This window comes from Paenarthrobacter sp. Y-19 (assembly GCF_029223985.1).
GTDB classification, from domain to species: domain Bacteria; phylum Actinomycetota; class Actinomycetes; order Actinomycetales; family Micrococcaceae; genus Arthrobacter; species Arthrobacter nicotinovorans.
On sequence record NZ_CP119414.1, the window covers coordinates 4,480,336 to 4,498,896 of the forward strand.

Genomic DNA, 18,561 nt, shown 5'->3' on the forward strand with positions numbered 1-18,561 from the left:
TCCTGCAACCTGAGTCTTTACAGCAGCCCGAATATTGCTAGACAAGCTAGAAGAAAGGCTACCATGTAGGAAGTTAGGTGTAACATACTCAGCATGTCCAGTCTTGAAGAACTGCCTGAAGAAGCCGGGTTCCCGGTCTCATCCGGCCTCTATCATCTGGACGCCAACGATCCCCATCAACAGTTGATTGACCGCTCCCGGTTCTCCGAAGCCGACATCGTACAGATCAGCGAACTCATGGCAGCGCTCGGGAGGCTCCGCGACGCCGAACAGCGCTTGGCGGAGGCCTCACTCCGATATATGAAACTGAACCAATCGGACATGCGGGCGCTGCATTACCTGATCGTCTGTGCCAACCATGGCGTCATAGCCACGCCCGGAGCCATAGCTTCCCACCTGAACATCTCGACGGCGTCAACCACCAAATTGCTGGACCGGCTGGAACGTGCCGGCCACGTCACCCGGCAGGCGCACCCCTCCGACCGTCGGGCCCTCGCGATCGCCATTACCCCGGAAACGCACGAAGCCGCTATGCGTACTGTGGGCAAGCAACAGGCGAAGCGGTTCCTGGCGGCCGCACGCCTCACTCCCGACGAGCGCGTGGCCGTGATGCGGTTCCTCGATGACATGGCGCGGGAGATCGAAGTGGCGGACGAGCCGTGGGCTGCGGCTCCACGCTAAAAGCTTCCTGTGATTCGAGTGATAAGTGTGAGCCAAGTGACACTTTTCTCTGTAAGATTCGAGGCAAGGCCCTCATGCGGCGGGCCGGCAGTTGTCTGGCCTGGCCAGCGGGGGATACACAAAGGAATAATTGATGGCTCAAGAAGCGGGCTCTCTATCACCGGGTAACGACGCGGACAGCAGCAACCATGACGGCGCAGGGGACACACCGTTCGCGGATGAAGAGACCATGCGGGCACAGGTCCTGGACATCATCGAGTCCATTCTTGAGGACGCTGAACCGCGCAGTGAAGGGGCCAGGAACAAGCTCCGTGAGCTTCTTGACGCGCGGCCGGACGACCCCGAGGGTGCATTGCTGAAGCACCTGCTCCTCACCCGGAAAACATCACAGCCGGCATCCAACGTGCCTGTTCACTTGGAACACGCCAGCCTGCATCTGGAATCGTCCGACGCGTCACGAACCGTGCTGGTCCCTGTCAGCCACGACGTCCGCGCCGGCATCCAATCGATCCTGGCCGACAAGCTTCTCCTGACGGCGTTCCAGCCGATCCACTCCCTTCCCAAGGGCGACCCGATCGGCGTCGAGGCCCTGACAAGGTTCATCGGTGAGGACGGTGCGGGCGCCGACGTGTGGTTCAGTGAAGCTGCTGCTGCCGGTCTGGGAACTGAGCTGGAGATTGCAGCCCTGCATTGCGCCCTGATGGCTGCGCACGACGTCCCGGAAAACATGTTTGTCACTCTGAATCTCACCCCGGCCACCTCGCACGATCCCCGGGTGCGGAACCTTTTGGCCGCTGCCGCCTTGGCCCCCGAGAGGATCATCGTTGAGCTGACGGGCAGCCTGGAATCCATGGCGGCCCAGCCGGCCGGCGAAGGCCTCGAACAACTGCGGGCCTTGGGGTTGCGGGTGGCGATCAGCGCCTCGGGTGCCGCATTGGTCTCGCTGGACAGAATCGAGCAATTGCGCCCCGATATCATCAAATTGGACCGCCACCTGATTGAAGGAATCGCCGGAAACGACGGCCAGAAGCTCCGTGCCAAGGCCATCGTTGAGCTGGCCCGTGAGATCGGGGCAGATGTCCACGCGCAAGGCATCGAAACGGCCGAAGAACTGCACGAAGTCACTGCCTTGAAGGTCACCGCTGCGCAGGGATACCTTTTGGGCCGTCCCTCGGTGCACCCGCTTGATTGGTCGGCCTGGAGCGTCCGGGCGCAAACGGAACCGCAGCCTGCCAGCTGACCGTCGTTGAATCGACGACGCCGGTCCACGCCCGGGGTGCCAGACGGCAGGCCGCGTGGCCGGTCAGTTGTTCGGCGGCCGGTCAGTCAGTTGGTCAGTCCGTCATACGGCGGGGATCGTTCCCGACATAGCTGCCTGGCGGCATCGCCGCACCGAAAACCGGCCCGGGTTGTGGACGCTTGGGGTGCCGACCGCCGTCGGCGTTCCGCTGCGTCAACCTCCGCACAACCCAAGGAAAAAGGTGCTCCCGGGCCCACACGATGTCATCCGCGCGGGCCTCGCGCCAACGGCGCTCGGGAAGCGGCCGCGGAGCCAGCGGTTCAAGGGAATGCGGGACGTTCAATGACTCCAGGACCATGATGGCGATGATGTGCTGGCCGAGCGGAGAGAAATGAAGCCGGTCCGGATCCCACATCCGGGGATCGGTGAGTTGGCGCAAAGCCCAGAGATCGGCAATCACGGCATCATGACGGGCGGCCACCACGCGGATGTTCTCGTTGAAAACAGCCACTTTGCCGCGGGTCCTGCCAAGCACCGGGGTCGCGCCCCAGTCCGGGCCGGTGAAGAGGACGATGGTGGCGCCCGTTGAGGCCAGCGTTTCCACGCCACGATCCAGTTCCAGTGCCAGCTTGTCGGGGTCGCTCCTATGAAAGAGCAGGTCGTTGCCGCCGGCGTTGAGAGTAATGAGATCGGGTTTGAGGTCCAATGCCGGACCCACTTGCTCCTCCAGGATCTGATGGAGGAGCTTCCCGCTGATCGCCAGGTTGGCATAGGCGAAATCGTGGTGGTCCGTACTCAACTCTTCAGCAACACGGTCCGCCCATCCTCGGAGTCCGCCCGGGCTGCGGGGTTCGGGGTCGCCCAGACCCTCCGTGAACGAGTCCCCCAATGCCACATAACGGCTCCACGGGTGCAGTCCAGCCCGGAAGCTACCGGAACCGTCCTGCGCCAAACCGCCGGCATCAGGAGCGTCCATCCCTCCATAGTGCGCCACATCCTGAAAATGTGTGCTGAAACGGGAATTCTTTTATTCAGCTGCGGAACCTCGGTCCGCCGTCCATTTCGTGCGCTGTTGGGTACGGTAAGCCTATGGCTGCCTCACGAAAGCGATCGGACTCCAGCTCCACCCTGCTGACCGTCGTCATCGCTTTCGCGGCGAACGCCCTGGTTGCAGCGGCCAAATCAGTGGCCGCGGCGCTCACCGGGTCGGCGTCCATGACTGCTGAGGCGGCGCACTCCTGGGCCGACACCGGCAACCAGGTGTTCCTGTTCCTGGCCGAACGCCGCTCTCAACGTCCGCGCGATACGGGACATCCCATGGGTTATGGCCGCGAAGCGTACGTCTGGTCCATGTTTGCCGCTTTCGGGCTGTTCACTGCCGGCGCTGTGGTTTCCATCATGCACGGGATCCAGCAGATCATTGAGCCGGAGCCTGCGTCCGACTTCCTGATTGCGTATGTGGTTCTGGCAGTGGCCTTTGTCCTGGAAGGGTTTTCCTTCGTCCAGGCCTTCCGCCAGACCCGAAAGGCGGCCAGGAAGCTGGAACGGCGGACCTTGGAACAGGTTCTTGTCAGCTCGGATCCCACGCTGCGTGCCGTCTTTGCGGAGGATGCCGCAGCCCTGGTTGGGCTGGTGCTCGCATTCACTGGCGTCTTCCTCCATCAGGTCACGGGTTCGCCCTTGCCCGATGCTGTCGGATCGATTGTCGTCGGTGTCCTGTTGGCGGTTGTTGCCGTCGTTCTGATCGACCGCAACCGCCGGTTCCTGGTAGGGCAGGGGGTCACGCCGGACATAGAACGGTCCATGGGGCGGCAGCTCCTGGAACACCGGGACATTGCACGGCTGACGTACCTCCACCTGGAATTCGTGGGCCCCCGCAAGCTCTATCTTGTAGCGGCCGTGGACTTGCAAGGCGACCACCCGGAACACGAGGTTGCCGTGGTGCTGCGCAGGATCGAGAGGGAGCTGGAGGACCACGAGACTGTGGAGGAAGCAGTGCTGACGCTTGCCACCCCGGACGAATCGTCCCTGCAGTTGTAGGAACGCCGGGTTACGACCGCCCGGTCTCCAGCAGCCGCTCCATCTGCTCACCGGCGTCACTGCCTGGTGCCGGGGTGTAAACCACAATGTGCAGGTCCGGCCGGTCCGACGGCGATACCTGGTGGTGCTCCAGCTGCAGCACTCCCACTGCGGGATGGTGGAAAAGGCGCTCGCGGGACTCAAAGCCAAGGATGTCGTAGCGGTCCCAGCTTTCCTGGAATTCCGGGCTGGCCTCCTTGAGTCGTTCCACCTGATAGGCGACATCCGGATCACCCAGCCGCTGACCCGTCTCTGCACGAAATTCGGCGAGGAACCTCTTGCTGGTGACGTCCCAGTCCGGGAGCAGGTCCCGGACGTAGGGGTCGGTGAAGACGAGCCACAAAAGGTTCCTGTCGGCGGCGTCGAAAGTTCCAATGTTCGGGTACAGCGCCTCGTAGGCGCGGTTCCACCCGGCCACGCCCCAGTCCGGTGAAAGCGCATACGAGGGATTGGGATCCAAGGCGTCCAACAGGCGCTGGACATGCGCCGGTGCATCGGCGGCAACCGGACCCTTGGGAATGGCGGAGGCGTATCCGCCCAGGGAGAGCACGTAGCCGAGCCCGGTATCCGAAAGGTGCAGGGCCCGTGCGATGGACTCAAGGACCTGCCGGGAAGGGCTGATGTCCCGGCCTTGTTCGAGCCAGGTGTACCAGGTGACGCTCACCCCGGACAGGAACGCGATCTCCTCCCGGCGCAGTCCGCGCTCGCGGGACCGCCCCACCGGTGGCAGTCCGTAGTCGGAGCGCAGGGCCTGGTTGCGGCGGGTCCTAAGGTAAAGCCCCAGTTCCTTGCGCCTCTCATCTTTCACACTGACAACACTATTACTCTGGTACTTTCACTACTAGTAGCAGCACCGTCTTCCGGGGGTAACAAAACCCCAGCAGGATGGTACTTATGCCTGCACTACGCTCACGAACAGTCACCCACGGCCGCAATATGGCCGGCGCCCGCGCACTGCTGCGCGCCTCCGGCGTCGCCAACACGGACATCGGCAAGCCGATCATTGCCGTGGCAAACTCCTTCACCGAGTTCGTCCCCGGTCACACCCACCTTGCCCCCGTGGGCCGGATCGTCTCGGACGCGATCCTCGCCGCCGGCGCAGTACCGCGCGAATTCAACACCATCGCCGTCGACGACGGCATCGCCATGGGCCACTCCGGGATGCTCTACTCCCTGCCGTCCCGCGACCTGATCGCCGACTCCGTTGAGTACATGGTCAACGCACACTGCGCGGACGCCCTCGTGTGCATCTCCAACTGCGACAAGATCACTCCGGGCATGCTCATGGCAGCGCTGCGCCTGAACATCCCGGTGGTCTTCGTCTCCGGCGGTCCCATGGAGGCCGGCCGCGTGACTCTGACCGACGGTTCCGTGCGTTCCCTGGACCTGGTGAACGCCATCGCCGACGCCGTGGACGAATCCATCTCCGACGAGGACATCAACCTCATCGAAGAGAACGCCTGCCCCACCTGCGGTTCATGCTCGGGTATGTTCACGGCCAACTCCATGAACTGCCTCGCCGAGGCCATCGGCCTGGCCCTGCCGGGCAACGGCTCGGTCCTCGCGACCCACACCGCCCGCAAGGCGCTGTACGAGAAGGCCGGTGCCACCGTCGTCGAGCTCGTGAAGCGCTATTACGACGGCGACGACGACTCCGTGTTGCCGCGGTCCATCGCCACCGCTGAGGCCTTTGACAACGCCATGGCCCTGGACATCTCCATGGGCGGCTCCACCAACACCATCCTGCACCTGCTGGCTGCGGCCCAGGAAGCCGGCGTGGAGTACGGACTGGCCGAAATGGACGCCAAGTCCCGCCAGGTGCCCTGCCTGGCCAAGGTGGCCCCGAACGTCGCCGGAAACAAGACCTACTACATGGAAGACGTGCACCGCGCCGGTGGCATCCCCGCCTTGCTGGGTGAGCTGAACCGCGGCGGCCTCCTGCACAAGAACGTCCACTCAGTGCACTCCGCCGACCTCGACGGCTGGCTTGACGACTGGGACATCCGCGGCGGCAAGGCCAGCGAGGAGGCACGGGCGCTGTGGCACGCGGCCCCCGGTGGCGTCCGTTCCTCAACAGCGTTCTCGCAATCGAATGAGTGGACCTCCCTGGACACCGACGCCGAGGGTGGCTGCATCCGTTCCGTGGAGCACGCGTTCTCCAAGGACGGCGGCCTCGCTGTGCTGCGCGGCAACGTGGCGGTGGACGGTGCCGTGGTGAAGACCGCAGGCGTGGACGAGTCCATCTGGACCTTCGAGGGCCCTGCCGTTGTGTGCGAGTCGCAGGACGAAGCCGTGGAAATGATCCTGAACAAAACCATCAAGGAAGGCGACGTGGTGGTCATCCGCTACGAAGGCCCCCGCGGTGGCCCGGGCATGCAGGAAATGCTCTACCCGACGTCGTTCCTTAAGGGCCGGGGATTGGGCAAGAAGTGTGCCCTCATCACCGACGGTCGCTTCTCCGGCGGCACCTCCGGGCTGTCGATCGGGCACATTTCCCCGGAAGCTGCCTCCGGCGGCGCCATCGCCTTGGTGGAGAACGGTGACATCATCAGCATCGATATCACCCAGCGCTCGCTCCAGTTGCAGGTTTCCGACGAGATCCTCGCCGAACGCCGCGAGAAGCTCGAAGTCAACGGCGGGTATAAGCCCAAGAACCGCGACCGCCAGGTGTCGCCGGCTCTCCGCGCCTACGCGGCCATGGCACTCTCCGCTGACAAGGGCGCCGTCCGGGACGTCTCGCTGGTGGAAAACCTCTAAGGCCTAGCGCCGCGCCTTCTGCGCCCGGGCCGCCTGCCGCCGTCGTGCTTTTACAACGCACGACGGCGGCAGGCGGCCTTTTTCTGCTTAACTGCGGTTGATGCGTTATCCACATACGCAGATTGGCGTGGTTACTGGGGCTGGGGGCCGTGACAGGCTTGCTTTATGGGGATCGGAGGGCAGGTGGCTGAAGGGCAGGCGGAGTCTTCATCGGACTCTGCGGTGGACTGTCTCGAAGACGGTGCTGATGCCCTGGATGGTGTGAGGGCGTCGATCCTTGCTCAAGCCTCGATGTTCGATTTCGGCGAGGCGAGCGCTTTCGCCGGCAGGGTCGAGGACATTGCCCGGACCGTGGAGTACCTTCAGCTCGTCGCAGCCCGGGCCGTGGAGCGAACCCGCAAGGAAGCCGGAACTGCCGCGGTGCTCGATGACGGGTACCGGAACGCTGCAGATTTCCTCCGTGCACGGCTGCGGATCACAGCCAAGGAAGCCCGGCGTCGCCTGGCCCTTGCGGACGCCGTCCTGCCCGGCGTCTGCATTGCCGGAGAGCCGGTCCCGCCGCAGCGCGAACAGCTGGCCTCCGCTGTGGCCGAGGCATTGGTATCCGGCGGCTCGGCCACCCTGATCAGCACAGCACTGGACCGCGTCCAGCTTCTGACCGATCAGGACACCATCACCAGGATGGAGAAGGACCTCACGTCCACAGCCATCCAGTCCGACACGGATTTCGTTTCCACGACGGCCCGCCGCTGGATGGATTTCATTGACCAAGACGGTGCCGAACCCACGGAAGAAGTGCTTCGGCAACTCCAAGGTGCGTTCATTCGAAAGCCACGCTTTGGCCTGAATCATCTCGAAATCTTCGCAACGGCCGAGCAATTCGAGACCCTCACCACCGTCATGAACGCCGCCACGAACCCCCGCCTCGTTGAGGGCGAGGTGCGCAATACTGGCAGTTCTGGCGGCCCGGGAGGGAGAAATGGCCCAAGCCGCACGGCTGTCCATACCACCCAGCGCGGCGCGGACACCAGGGGTCGGAGTTCAGCCGCTCAGGTCCGCACCCCAGAGGGCAGGGTAGCCGCCACCGTTCGCATGGAGCCCGCGAACGGGAGGAACCCGATTCCGGAACCGGGTCGCCGCTCCCGCGCCCAGAAACTCCTCGACGGTCTGGTCGGTGGCTGCGCGTTGGCCCTGAGAACCGGTCAGCTACCAGCCAATGGCGGCTTGAAACCCCAAGTCATGGTCACCATCGACTACCGGGATCTCTTTGACCAGCTCCAGAGCCACGCTGCCCATCACCAAACCGGCAACCCTGTGGGCGCCGGTGAAACCGACCCGGGCACAAAAGCGGCAGGCAACGGCACAACAGGCACGGGCGGCCTGCACCCCAGGCTCAGCAGCGCGGTATCAACCTTCCAAGGACCCATCCACCCGAACGTCATCCGGAAGATCGCCTGCGACGCCGATATCCTCCCGGTCCTGCTCGGCACCGAAGGCCAGGTCCTCGGAATTGGCCGGACCAGCCGGATCTTCCCGCCCCACATCCGCAAGGCCCTCCAGGCCCGCGACCAAGGATGTGCTTTCCCGGACTGCACCATGCCGGCGCCTTGGTGCGAAGCCCACCACATCACCTACTGGTCGCAAGGTGGCACCACCAACACCGACAACGGCGTGCTCTTGTGCTCACACCATCATCACGTCATCCACAAGGAACAGTGGATGATTGCGAGCAGAAATGGCATCCCGTGGTTCATCCCGCCGGCGCACGTCGATCCCAGCCAAGCCGCCCGACGCAACCATCACCACACACCGCTGCGGACATAGACCGCCAGCCTTCACGGCCATGGCGGGCGACTGTCAAAGGCGGCCTACCGATAGAGCTCGGCCAGCAATGCAACCACGGCCTGGTGATCCTGGGGCGGGTCGTTCTTCAGCCACGCCACGTACACCGGAACCATGGGTGCGTCACGCACCGGCCGGTAGGCGACTCCCCGGCGTCGATATTGATGTGCCGTGGAGGCTGCAGTGATACCCCGCGCGGCCCCGCTGCCGATCACGGTCAGCCAATCGTCGATGTCGTGGATAGGGATAACCTCCGGGGGCTTACCCTGCTCCGGCCATAGGTCCAGTGTTGTGCTGCCTGTGCGCAGGTCCATTGCCACGGGCAATGTGGCGATTTGCGCCAAAGACACTGACCTCCTTGGGGCCAGCGGATCGTCAGTGGACATGGCGCAGTAGCGCTTTTCCTCCCCGACGCGCACATGCTCGACGGCGGCGGCCTGCGGGAGTCGTCGAAGGATTGCGTAATCGGTGGTTCCATCCAGCAGGCCGCCGCTTGGGGTGTTGGAACGGGTGAGTTGAAGCCCGGTGTGCGGGAAGCGCAATTTCCAGCGGTGTTGGAATTCGGTTGTGTGCTCACCCAGAGCCGACCACGCGTAACCCATGCGGATCTGCCCCGTTCCGGCCCGGGCATCACGTTCAAGATCGGCCAGGAGCGCGATGATCCTGCGGGCCTTGCCCAGTGCGCGCTCACCGGCGGCTGTCAGCCCCACGCTGCGGGTGGTTCGCTCCACAACGCGTGTCCCCAGTGCTTGTTCAAGGGCTGCGATGCTTCGTGACACGGCGGCCTGGGACATTCGAAGCTCGATGGCGGCGTCGGTGAACGTGCCTTGCTCCACTACCGCGATAAGACAGCGCAATTGGCGCAGTTCCACGTCCATGTCCTCATCTTATTCATGCACGCAGCGCATAAATACGCCAATTCATGCATTTAGCGCCTGAACCCCCGGCGTGCAGAATCTCCTCATGGAACAGACCAACGCCGCAGCGGGCAAGGCCGGGGGAGCCGCAACCCTTGTCGCCAGTGCGCTCTCCAACCAACTGGGGGCCGCCAGCGGTTCGCTCGCTTTTCCTGCCATGGGACCTGTGGGCGTCGTTGCTGTTCGACAACTTGTGGCCGCGGCTGTCCTGCTTCCGGTCGTGCGGCCGAGGCTGCGCGAGTTGAGCTGGCACCAATGGTGGCCGGTGCTTCTCCTGGCCGTGTCGTTTGGGACCATGAACCTCGGGCTCTATGCATCCATTCAGCGCATTGGCCTGGGGCTGGCAGTGACGCTGGAGTTCCTGGGCCCGCTGGCCGTGGCCCTTGCGGGTTCCCGAGGGAAGGGAAGTGCCCTGTGCGCGCTCGCCGCCGCAGTGGGCGTTGTGGCGATCACCGGTCCGGAGGCGTCCACAGATCTTCCCGGCATCAGCCTTGGACTAATTGCCGCATGCAGTTGGGCTGCGTACATCCTCCTGAACCGGATAGTGGGCCAACGAATCCAAGGAATCCAGGGCACAGCGGCCGCCACGGGGGTGTCGGCGACCCTCTTCCTGCCGGTTGCCGTCGTAGTTTTCCTGACCCAACCCATCGATGGCTTTGCGGTGCTCTGTGCCGTGGGTGCCGGCATCATGGCTTCAGTGCTGCCATATGTGGCGGATCTGATCGCGCTGCGGAGGGTTCCGGCGAATCTGTTCGGCGTGCTGATGAGCATCAACCCCGTTTTCGCGGCCGTCATCGGAGCCCTCATTCTGCGTCAGGAACTTGCACCAGCTCAGTGGGCGGGAATCGTCCTGATCGTCGGAGCCAACGCAGGAGTGCTGTTGCTAGACCGAGTGAAACGGTAGCTACGACGGGGCATCCCCAGAGGACCCCCGCACCTGCAGCTGCGACGGAACCTGGTGCAGGCGGGCAGGAAGTTCCGGGGCTGTGAGCCGCTCAAGGATGAACTTCCCGGCTTCCACCCCCACGGCGAGATTGCCGTTGTCCACGGAGGTCAGCGACAGATGCCGGATCCTCGCGAGGTAGGTGTTGTCGTAGCCAACCAGCGAGAGATCCTCGGGCACGGACAGTCCAAGGTCGTCGGCCGCGGAGAGTGCCCCGATGCATGCGATGTCGTTGTAGGCGAAGATCGCGGTCGGCCGTTGGGGTCCGGCCAGGAGACGGCTCGCGGCAGCATAGGCACTCTCCTCGCTCACCCCGCCAGTTACCACCAAAGGTTCCAACCCGGCGTCGAGCATGGTCCGTTCGAACGATAACCGTCGCAACTTGCCGACTTCACCCGGGCCCTGGAGATGCGCAATGCGCTGGTGCCCCAGCGAGAGCAGGTGCCCGGTCGCTTGCCGCGCGCCGGCGTCGTCGTCATTGACCACGATGTCAACGCCGGGAAGTTCCGGTTCGCGCGTCCCGGCCAGGACCACAGGGATGTTTCGTGAGGCGTTTTCGATCGCAGCCGATTCCGTGGTGGTTCCTACCACTACCAGGCCGTCGATCCGCTGCTCCAGCAGGGTTTCCACGGAACTGCGGCCCACGCGGTTGTCGGTGTAGGAGTCAGCCAGGACCGGTGAGATGCCGGCCGCGTGCAGTGACGCGGTGAGCCCTTCCAGCAGTTCCACAAACCATGGGTTCCGGATGTCATTAAGCATCACCCCGATGGTGCCACTGCGCGGTCCGGAAAGGCGTTGGGCCAGCCGGTTGGGCCGGTAACCGAGCTGTTCCATCGCTTCGAGGACCGCGCGACGGCGACCGTCGCTGACGTTGGCAGAGCCCTGCAGGACCAGGGAGACCAAGGATTTCGAGACGCCCGCGGCGCTGGCGACATCGCGGATGGTGGGCTTGCTTCCGGGCAGGCTGGACGCGTCAGTCACGCATGTCTCCTTTCACTCCGGCAGATCCCATCCAAGCTTAGAGGGCTTGACGCCTTCGCCTCCCCACCGCCATTATGGACCGGTCCAAGTAAATTCCAAAGAGAGTCCTTGAGGATTTTTCATGAGTGAACCACATACCCGGCAACTGATAGCCGGCATGGTCGGAGGCGGCAAAGGCGCCGACATCGGCAAGACCCACCGCTTCGCCATGAGGCTTGACGGCCATTACGACCTCCAGGCCGGAATCTTCGGGCGGGATCCGAGCAGTTCCCGTGCCATCGGTGCCGCGCTCGGTGTGCCGGCGGACCGCAATTATGGGGACGTCCGCGAAATGGCTGAGGCCGAGGCCGTTCGCGAAGACGGTGTGGACGTCGTGGTGGTGGCGACGCCCAACGACAGCCACTTCGAGATCGCCCGCACGTTCCTCAGCAGCGGCATTTCTGTGGTCTGCGAGAAGCCGCTCACGCAGGACTCGGTTTCCGCCGCGGAACTCGTACGCATCGCCGCCGCCAATGACGCCATCCTTGCGGTGCCTCACTGCTATTCCGCCTACGCCATGGTTCGCCAGGCTGCCCGCATGGTCCGCAACGGGGAGCTGGGCGCCATACGCTTTGTCGACGTCGAACATGCTTCCGGGTGGGCGGCCACCCCGCTGGAAAACGAGGGCCACAAGCAGGCTTCGTGGCGCACCAATCCGGACATTGCGGGCTTCCCGAGCGTCGTGGGCGACCTCGGCACGCACGCCTTCCACCTGTTGCGCTACATCACGGGACTGGAAGCCCAGCGTCTCTCCGGCCGGCTGCAGACGTTGGTGCCAGGGCGCCGGGTCTTCGACAACGCCACCGTGGAACTCGAACTGACTGGCGATGTCCCGGCCCGCGTCTGGGCAAGCATGGCCGCCACTGGCCACAACCATGGACTCCGCATCCGCGTCTACGGGGAAAAGGGCAGCCTGGAGTGGCAGCATGAAGACCCTCATTACCTCAAGGTCCAGGATCCGGCAGGAGCCACTGCCGTCCTCACACAGGGGCTCAGCACCCTGCACGACGACGCGTCCCGGCTCACCCGCGTCGGCCTCGGCCATCCGGAGGGCTTCCTTGGGGCCTTCGCAAACTTTTATTCCGACCTCGCCGAGGTCCTCCGCGCACGCCGCGACTCCACGCCGCTCCCGGAACGCGGGCTGTCTTTCCCTACCGGGATCGATGGATTGATCGGCGTCCAGTTCGTGGAAGCAGTCGCAGCCTCGCACCACGACGATTCCGCATGGATAATCCCCGCATCAGCACACCAGAAAGCAGCAGCCTGACATGATCCGCTTCGCACTCATTGGTGCCGGTTTCATCGGCGCCGTCCACGCGGCAAACCTCGCCGCACATCCCGGGGTCGAGTTCCGGCTCGTTTACGACGTCGACCAGCGGCGCGCGCAAACCCTCGCCGCGGCCCACGGTGCTGCCGCCGCCGGGGTGTTGGAGGAGGTGTTCGACCCATCCCTGATCGACGCTGTCTTCATCGCCTCCTCCACCGATACACACGCCGGGCACTTGCAGCGCGCGGCCGCCGTCGGAATTGCAGCCCTGTGCGAGAAGCCGATCGACCTGGACCTGGACCGCGCCCGCGAAACCGCCACATTCGTGCAGGAATGCGGCGTCCCCGTGATGGTGGATTTCAACCGCCGGTTCGACCGCGACTACGCCGAACTCAAACGTGTGGTCGATTCCGGCGGGATCGGCACGGTGGAACTGATCCAACTCACCTCCCGTGGCCCATCCATGCCCCCGTTGTCCTACGTCGCCGTCTCCGGCGGCCAGATGCGCGACCAGACTGTCCACTTCTTCGACTTGGCCCGCTGGCTTTCCAACGTGGATCCGGTGGAGGTTTTCGCCACTGGATCAGCGTTGGCGGAACCCGGCGTGGCGGATCACGACGACGTCGACACCTCCGCCGTCACGCTGCGGCTCCCCGGAGGGGCGTTGGTCCAGATCGACAGTGTGCGCCGCACCGGTTACGGGTACGACGAACGCATCGAGGTCATGGGTTCCGAGGGAATGGTGGAAGCCAGACGACACCGGAACGGGGCAGTGTCCCGCTACTCCGGCACGTCAGTGGTGGACGACGGGCTGCACCCCGGCTGGTTCGAACGCGTGCAACCGACGTATGCCTCGGCCCTTTCGGCGTTCGTTTCCGCGCTGGAAAGCGGCGTGGCTCCCGCGCCGTCGCTGGAAGACGGGCTGAAGGCCCAAGCCATCGCCGAGGCTGCTGTGCTCTCCTTGCGCTCCGGCCGCATGGAGCCAGTCAAGTACTGACCCGGACGGGTAGCAACGGTGCAAGCAGCAGCGCGCGTTGTGGGCGGGCGGTTCCTGCGCCCATAACGCGCGCTGCTGGGACTCAGTTGGGAGAGAACGCGGCACGGAAGGCGGCCAGGGCGGCATCGCCCGCCTCTATTCCCTGGCCACCGATCGCACCGGCTTCCATGCCGACCACACCCGTATAGCCGGCCTCGTTGAGGGCCTTCGCGATCGCCGGATAGTTGATCTCGCCGGTTCCGGGTTCGAAGCGCCCGGGCACGTCGGCTACCTGGATCTCGCCGGTGAATGGCTGCGCCGCACGGACGAGCTCGATCAGGTTCCCCTCGCCGATTTGCGCGTGATACAGATCCAGCATCATCTTCACGTTGGGATGATTGACGGCCTGCACCAGGGCCAGGGTGTCCTTGGCCCTTGCCAGCGGAATGCCCGGGTGGTCCAGGATCGTGTTGAGGTTCTCCAAGGCGAACGTGATGCCGTGTTTTTCGCCCAGTTCGCCAAGTTTTTCCAGAGTCCGGAGCCCTGTCAGCCACATGTCGCCCCTTGAGCGGTGGGTGGGCCGCACGGCCCTTCCTCCCTCGCCGAGTTCGGCAGGATGGACCACCATGCGCTCCACGCCCAGTTCCAGCGCAGTGGGAACCAGCTTTTCTGCCGACGCAAGGACCTCGTGGGCATTGGCGGCGTCGATGACGCTGCCCCCGAAGTATCCGCTCATGGAGGAGAACGATGCCCCGGTGGCGGCCAAAGCCGGAATGTCCCGGCCTCGGGTGTCCCATAGCTCTACCTCGAAGCCTTGCTCGTGGATCCGACGAACCCGGTCAATCAGGGGCAGTTCGCCGTAGACCATTTCCGCGCAGACGGCCAGGCGGAAGCTCATGCGGGGACCCCGGCCGGGGCGGGCTCTGCGGCCTGCAGTTCCGCGATGTCCGAAATCTCCACGGGCAAGCCTGTTTCCGCGGACCTGAAGGCAGCCAGTGCTACGGCCAACGCGTTCCGTGCGTCTACCCCACCCGGAGCTGCCACGGGGGCCGGCGGGACGGCCGCCGTCGTGCGTTGCTCCGGGTATCCGCGGCGTGCAGCGACGTCGTCCGCGAAGGCCGCGAGCTCGGCGGTGTAGGCGTCGTGGAAGAGGTGGATGTTCAGGTGCGAAGTCGCCGTGACGATGCCTGCGGCGGTGTAGCTGGTGGCGTTGGTGGCCTGCGGTGTTCCGGCGGTGACCATGCCTGCGGAGCCGAACACTTCGCCGCGGACATCGTAGCCGTAGAGCGCATTGAAGTTCGCTTCGGCCACAGCGATGGCGCCATTGCTGTACGTGACGGTCACGACGGCGGTGTCCAGCAGGCCGCCCGACCTCGCCTCGGGCGCTACCAGGGCATCAGCGACCGCGTGGACTTTGACCGGGACGGCCCCGGGGTTGAGCCAGTTGAGGGTGTCGAAGTCGTGGATGAGGGTTTCCAGGAAGATCGTGCCTGGAGCAATGCGCTCCGGGTTGCTGATTCCGGCTTCGGTTCCGGGGTCCCGGGTAAGGGAGCGCAGCAGCTGCGGTGTGCCTACGGCGCCGTCGTCCACCAGCTTGCGGGCGGCTGCGAAATCGCTGGAGTAACGGCGGTTGAAGCCAAACCGGAGAACGACGCCGGCGCTCGCCGCGGCATCGATGGCGGCGTCGAGTTCATCGATGGTCCGCCCGCCGGGCTTTTCGCAGAAAACATCCTTGCCGGCTGACGCTGCGGCTGTGATCAGCCCGGCGTGGAAACGCATGGGAGAGGCGATGAGGACAGCATCAACGTCCGGGTCGGCCAGCACATCGGCGGCGTCCGTACTGATTTTGGCCACGCCAAGCTTGTTTGCGAGTTCTTCGACGGCGGGCAGGACGGGGTCGGCGATTGATTCCAGTCGTGCATTCGGAATGCGGCGGGCTATGGTCTCGGCGTGGAATTTGCCGATCCAGCCAGCGCCGATGACGGCGATGCGGACAGGCTGCTCTGCCTGGACCGGGTGCTGGAGATACGTCACTGGGGCTCCTCTTCAGGTTTCTAGATCGTTCTAGTCGCTCCCATGGTTGCATGCAGTGTGAGTGCGTGTCTAGATCGTTCTAGTGGGTTTCTTGGGAGGCCGTAAAGATGGCGTCGGATTCGGAGAGATGCCCAAAAAGAGGTCTAAGGGGTCCCGGACTTCAAACAAAAAACCTCTTCCCGGAAATAATCTTCGGAACTCCGCGTCATGTTTGAGGGACTCGGACTACATATCCAGTGCCCATGTCATTGACCGCGTTTCGCGCCGTTGCCCTTTTCGGCTGCGTCGCGTGTCATCGGCACAGTAGGCAGCGATGGGTGTGGCGGGTTCTGGGGCCCGCCCGGGGCGCCATCGTTGCATGAACGGGCTAGTGCGGTCGGTCGTCTGAGTCGCGACCGACCGCACGACTCGTTCGAAGCCCGGCGGTTGGATCGTTCTATAGACTGGCTCCCGAACAAAGGAGCGCCATGACGGGCAAACGGCCTACGTTGATGGACGTAGCGGAAGCAGCAGGTGTTTCACGCGCCCTCGTTTCCATCGTCATGCGGGATGTTCCAGGCGCATCGGACGCCACCCGGGCAAAAGTGCAGGAAGCTGCCAGGGCACTTGGCTACAGGCCGGACAGTCGTGCCCGCCTCCTCCGAAGCAGCCGCACGAGGCTCCTTGGGGTCAGTTTCTCCACTGCCCATGCTTTTCACGCCGAAATAGTTGATGCCGCCTACGCCGGAGCCACACTGCGGGGCTACGATATCGCGCTCAGTGCGGTGGCCAACGGACGGTCCGAAGAACGTGCGGCGGACTCGCTGCTGGATCTCGGATGCGAAGCCCTGATCATGATTTCCCCGACCCTCGAAGAACAGCAGTTGGCCGAATACGCGGTCCGGGTGCCTGTAGTCAGCCTGCTCCGGGACGACGTTGGGGACTCCGTGGACTCCGTGAGCAGCGACGACCGGGCCGGCATGCACCTCGCGATCGAGCACTTGACCTCGCTGGGCCACCGCAGCATAGCCCACGTTGACGGCGGTGAGGCCATCTCCGGTCCGCAGCGCAGGGCGGCCTTCCGGGAAGAAATGGAGCGCCGCGGACTGGACGGCCGCGTAGTACCGGGTGGCCCCACCGAAGAAGACGGTTTGCGCGCCGGACGGAAGCTGCAGGAGGAGCTGCCCACCGCCGTCGTGGCTTTCAACGACCGCTGCGCCCTGGGCGTCTGGGAGAGCTTCAGGGCTGCTGGCCTTCGCGTGCCGGAAGACGTGTCCGTCCTTGGCTACGACGACAGTCAATTTGCACGCCTCAGCTACGTCCAGCTGTCCTCCGTCAGCCAGGACGCACCGCTCCTTGCGCAGGCCGCAGTGGACCGCGCCGTCGACCGTTTGGAGGGGACGACGCCGGCCACCCACCTGGTGCGGACACCGCACCTGGTGGCGCGCCGCACCACGGGACCCGTGCCTGGGTAAGGCCTGCGGCAGGACCGGGCTACCACGCTAAACGGAGTCGGACTGCGAGTCCGCGGATTCGGAAACGGCCGGCGTCAAGGGATTGTCGATCTCGTCAGTCATCATGCGCGCTGCGAAGACGGCCACGAACGCCATGAACGGGCACACCAGTCCGGCCACCAGGAAGATCAGCCAGATGGGAACCACCTCGGCCACGGGACCGGCGAGGGCCATGGACACAGGCATCAGGGCCAGGGAGACAAAGAAGTCCAGGCTCGAAATCCGGCCCAGTAAATGCCGTGGGACCCTTCGCTGCAGGAGTGTGCCCCAGATGACCGTTCCCATGCCCTCGGTGACTCCGAAGATCAGCATGGCACCTCCGAGCAGCCACACGCTGTCCATGAAACCAATGGCTGCGACGGGCAGGCTTCCGAGGCCCCACGTCACTACCATCACTGTCAGGTAGCGGCGGGGGAGGGGGAAAGAAGCGGTGGCCAGCGCGGCGACGGCACTCCCCACGCCCATGACCGCCAGCAGGAAACCAAACATCCTTGAATCGCCACCGAGCTGGTCCCGGACGACGAAGGGCAGCAGGACCTCAATCGGCCCGATCAGGAACAAGACGGACAGGCACGCCCACAGCAGTGTCCACAGCAGCCAGGGGGTGCGGACGGTGTAGCTGAACCCTTCTCGGAGGTCCCCCAGGAAGGACCTCCCAGCCGACGCGTCGGAGAACGCCACGCCGGCATCGGGGCCGCCCAAAGTTCGTCTGTTGAGGAAGTTCAGGATCCCGAAGGCCAGGAAATGGCATGCAGCAACCCCGGCAACGGCGTGCGCCGGGGAAAATGCCGCCACCAGGATGCCCGCAATCGCCGGACCGGCCGCTTGCTGAAGGATCGGCCGGACGGTGCCTTCCATCCCGTTGGCCGCGAGGAGGTCCTCTGCCGGCAGGATGCGTGGAAGGATCGCCGAATATGCCGGAAAGAAAAAGGCCTGCCCCACGCCCAGGACGAACGCACCGAGGGCCAGATGCCAGAGCTGCAGGACATTGAGCATCGCCAGCAACGTCACCGTGGCGATCACAGCCAGATTGGCCCCCTCCACGCCGATGATGAGCAGCCGCTGGGGAAAGCGGTCGGCGGCGATACCACCTGCCAGCACAAATCCCACCAGTCCGATGCTGGCGGCAGTGGCCACCAACGACAATTCCAGCGGGCCGCCTCCCAGATGGATGACCTCGTAGACCATCGCCACGGCCCACATGCCGGATCCGAAAATGGAAATCGACAAAGCAGAGATCAACACCCGGAATTCCCGGTGTGCAAAGGGGCGCAGCGCTCTCAGGGCGGCCATTTCACCAGCCTAAACCTGT

General features: G+C 64.5%; 16 protein-coding genes. 9 read left to right on the forward strand and 7 right to left on the reverse strand.

Annotated features, from left to right (window positions below):
- The first annotated feature begins 93 nt into the window (after nucleotides 1-93).
- Both PYR64_RS21145 and PYR64_RS21150 read left to right on the forward strand, forming a co-directional pair.
- Nucleotides 94-681, forward strand: coding sequence for a MarR family transcriptional regulator (locus PYR64_RS21145; protein WP_189076418.1), 588 nt, complete (start codon nucleotides 94-96; stop codon nucleotides 679-681).
- 133 nt (nucleotides 682-814) lie between these two features.
- A complete protein-coding gene (locus tag PYR64_RS21150) occupies nucleotides 815-1,921 on the forward strand; it encodes an EAL domain-containing protein (RefSeq protein WP_018778907.1) in 1,107 nt (368 codons plus the stop codon).
- A gap of 94 nt (nucleotides 1,922-2,015) precedes the next feature.
- Here the strand turns inward: PYR64_RS21150 and PYR64_RS21155 are convergent, their stop codons facing one another.
- Nucleotides 2,016-2,897 carry an SGNH/GDSL hydrolase family protein gene (locus tag PYR64_RS21155; RefSeq protein WP_018778906.1) on the reverse strand — a complete coding sequence of 294 codons (882 nt, stop codon included), beginning with the start codon at nucleotides 2,895-2,897 and terminating at the stop codon, nucleotides 2,016-2,018.
- 113 nt (nucleotides 2,898-3,010) lie between these two features.
- Between PYR64_RS21155 and PYR64_RS21160 the strand changes: the two genes are divergently transcribed.
- Complete coding sequence (locus PYR64_RS21160; RefSeq protein WP_275777499.1) at nucleotides 3,011-3,961, forward strand: cation transporter; 951 nt, start codon at nucleotides 3,011-3,013, stop codon at nucleotides 3,959-3,961.
- Nucleotides 3,962-3,971: 10 nt separating this feature from the next.
- Here the strand turns inward: PYR64_RS21160 and PYR64_RS21165 are convergent, their stop codons facing one another.
- On the reverse strand, nucleotides 3,972-4,808 hold the full coding sequence (locus tag PYR64_RS21165) for a helix-turn-helix transcriptional regulator (protein ID WP_018778904.1): 837 nt from the start codon (nucleotides 4,806-4,808) through the stop codon (nucleotides 3,972-3,974).
- Between the two features lie 86 nt (nucleotides 4,809-4,894).
- Here PYR64_RS21165 and ilvD point away from each other — a divergent pair, with 86 nt between their 5' ends.
- Nucleotides 4,895-6,757: a dihydroxy-acid dehydratase gene (gene ilvD / locus PYR64_RS21170; RefSeq protein ID WP_275777501.1), complete on the forward strand. Its 1,863-nt coding sequence runs from the start codon at nucleotides 4,895-4,897 to the stop codon at nucleotides 6,755-6,757.
- 165 nt (nucleotides 6,758-6,922) lie between these two features.
- Nucleotides 6,923-8,581 (forward strand): HNH endonuclease signature motif containing protein, encoded by a 1,659-nt coding sequence (locus tag PYR64_RS21175; RefSeq protein WP_275777502.1) that lies wholly within the window; start codon nucleotides 6,923-6,925, stop codon nucleotides 8,579-8,581.
- 44 nt (nucleotides 8,582-8,625) lie between these two features.
- On the opposite strand, the gene PYR64_RS21180 is transcribed toward PYR64_RS21175, so the two are convergent.
- Nucleotides 8,626-9,477, reverse strand: a complete 852-nt coding sequence (locus PYR64_RS21180; RefSeq protein WP_275777504.1) for a LysR family transcriptional regulator — start codon at nucleotides 9,475-9,477, stop codon at nucleotides 8,626-8,628.
- An 85-nt stretch (nucleotides 9,478-9,562) separates the two neighbouring features.
- On the opposite strand from PYR64_RS21180, the gene PYR64_RS21185 reads away from it, so the two are divergent.
- Nucleotides 9,563-10,420, forward strand: a complete 858-nt coding sequence (locus tag PYR64_RS21185; protein ID WP_275777506.1) for an EamA family transporter — start codon at nucleotides 9,563-9,565, stop codon at nucleotides 10,418-10,420.
- Here the strand turns inward: PYR64_RS21185 and PYR64_RS21190 are convergent, their stop codons facing one another.
- The gene (locus tag PYR64_RS21190) at nucleotides 10,421-11,440 is read right to left on the reverse strand and encodes a LacI family DNA-binding transcriptional regulator (protein WP_039239346.1); all 1,020 of its coding nucleotides are present in this window, start codon (nucleotides 11,438-11,440) and stop codon (nucleotides 10,421-10,423) included.
- Between the two features lie 121 nt (nucleotides 11,441-11,561).
- Here PYR64_RS21190 and PYR64_RS21195 point away from each other — a divergent pair, with 121 nt between their 5' ends.
- Together PYR64_RS21195 and PYR64_RS21200 are read left to right on the forward strand one after the other, a co-directional pair.
- Nucleotides 11,562-12,746, forward strand: coding sequence for a Gfo/Idh/MocA family oxidoreductase (locus PYR64_RS21195; RefSeq protein WP_064723579.1), 1,185 nt, complete (start codon nucleotides 11,562-11,564; stop codon nucleotides 12,744-12,746).
- A 1-nt stretch (nucleotide 12,747) separates the two neighbouring features.
- On the forward strand, nucleotides 12,748-13,743 hold the full coding sequence (locus tag PYR64_RS21200; protein WP_275777510.1) for a Gfo/Idh/MocA family oxidoreductase: 996 nt from the start codon (nucleotides 12,748-12,750) through the stop codon (nucleotides 13,741-13,743).
- A gap of 82 nt (nucleotides 13,744-13,825) precedes the next feature.
- Here PYR64_RS21200 and PYR64_RS21205 read toward each other — a convergent pair whose 3' ends face one another.
- Together PYR64_RS21205 and PYR64_RS21210 are read right to left on the reverse strand one after the other, a co-directional pair.
- Nucleotides 13,826-14,620, reverse strand: a complete 795-nt coding sequence (locus PYR64_RS21205) for a TIM barrel protein (protein ID WP_275777512.1) — start codon at nucleotides 14,618-14,620, stop codon at nucleotides 13,826-13,828.
- Nucleotides 14,617-15,756: a Gfo/Idh/MocA family oxidoreductase gene (locus tag PYR64_RS21210; RefSeq protein ID WP_275777514.1), complete on the reverse strand. Its 1,140-nt coding sequence runs from the start codon at nucleotides 15,754-15,756 to the stop codon at nucleotides 14,617-14,619. The genes PYR64_RS21205 and PYR64_RS21210 overlap by 4 nt, the downstream gene beginning before the upstream one ends.
- A gap of 467 nt (nucleotides 15,757-16,223) precedes the next feature.
- On the opposite strand from PYR64_RS21210, the gene PYR64_RS21215 reads away from it, so the two are divergent.
- On the forward strand, nucleotides 16,224-17,210 hold the full coding sequence (locus PYR64_RS21215; RefSeq protein WP_275777516.1) for a LacI family DNA-binding transcriptional regulator: 987 nt from the start codon (nucleotides 16,224-16,226) through the stop codon (nucleotides 17,208-17,210).
- 27 nt (nucleotides 17,211-17,237) lie between these two features.
- On the opposite strand, the gene PYR64_RS21220 is transcribed toward PYR64_RS21215, so the two are convergent.
- Complete coding sequence (locus PYR64_RS21220) at nucleotides 17,238-18,542, reverse strand: MFS transporter (protein ID WP_275777518.1); 1,305 nt, start codon at nucleotides 18,540-18,542, stop codon at nucleotides 17,238-17,240.
- Between the last annotated feature and the right edge of the window lie 19 nt (nucleotides 18,543-18,561).

Bases quoted from the DNA above. Each gene is read 5' to 3' on its own strand.
- PYR64_RS21180 (WP_275777504.1), bottom strand. From the start codon at position 9,477: ATGGACGTGGAACTGCGCCAATTGCGCTGTCTTATCGCGGTAGTGGAG.
- PYR64_RS21195 (WP_064723579.1), top strand. From the start codon at position 11,562: ATGAGTGAACCACATACCCGGCAACTGATAGCCGGCATGGTCGGAGGC.
- PYR64_RS21145 (WP_189076418.1), top strand. From the start codon at position 94: ATGTCCAGTCTTGAAGAACTGCCTGAAGAAGCCGGGTTCCCGGTCTCA.
- PYR64_RS21215 (WP_275777516.1), top strand. From the start codon at position 16,224: ATGACGGGCAAACGGCCTACGTTGATGGACGTAGCGGAAGCAGCAGGT.
- PYR64_RS21175 (WP_275777502.1), top strand. From the start codon at position 6,923: ATGGGGATCGGAGGGCAGGTGGCTGAAGGGCAGGCGGAGTCTTCATCG.
- PYR64_RS21155 (WP_018778906.1), bottom strand. From the start codon at position 2,897: ATGGACGCTCCTGATGCCGGCGGTTTGGCGCAGGACGGTTCCGGTAGC.
- PYR64_RS21160 (WP_275777499.1), top strand. From the start codon at position 3,011: ATGGCTGCCTCACGAAAGCGATCGGACTCCAGCTCCACCCTGCTGACC.
- ilvD (WP_275777501.1), top strand. From the start codon at position 4,895: ATGCCTGCACTACGCTCACGAACAGTCACCCACGGCCGCAATATGGCC.
- PYR64_RS21150 (WP_018778907.1), top strand. From the start codon at position 815: ATGGCTCAAGAAGCGGGCTCTCTATCACCGGGTAACGACGCGGACAGC.
- PYR64_RS21205 (WP_275777512.1), bottom strand. From the start codon at position 14,620: ATGAGCTTCCGCCTGGCCGTCTGCGCGGAAATGGTCTACGGCGAACTG.
- PYR64_RS21200 (WP_275777510.1), top strand. From the start codon at position 12,748: ATGATCCGCTTCGCACTCATTGGTGCCGGTTTCATCGGCGCCGTCCAC.
- PYR64_RS21185 (WP_275777506.1), top strand. From the start codon at position 9,563: ATGGAACAGACCAACGCCGCAGCGGGCAAGGCCGGGGGAGCCGCAACC.
- PYR64_RS21220 (WP_275777518.1), bottom strand. From the start codon at position 18,542: ATGGCCGCCCTGAGAGCGCTGCGCCCCTTTGCACACCGGGAATTCCGG.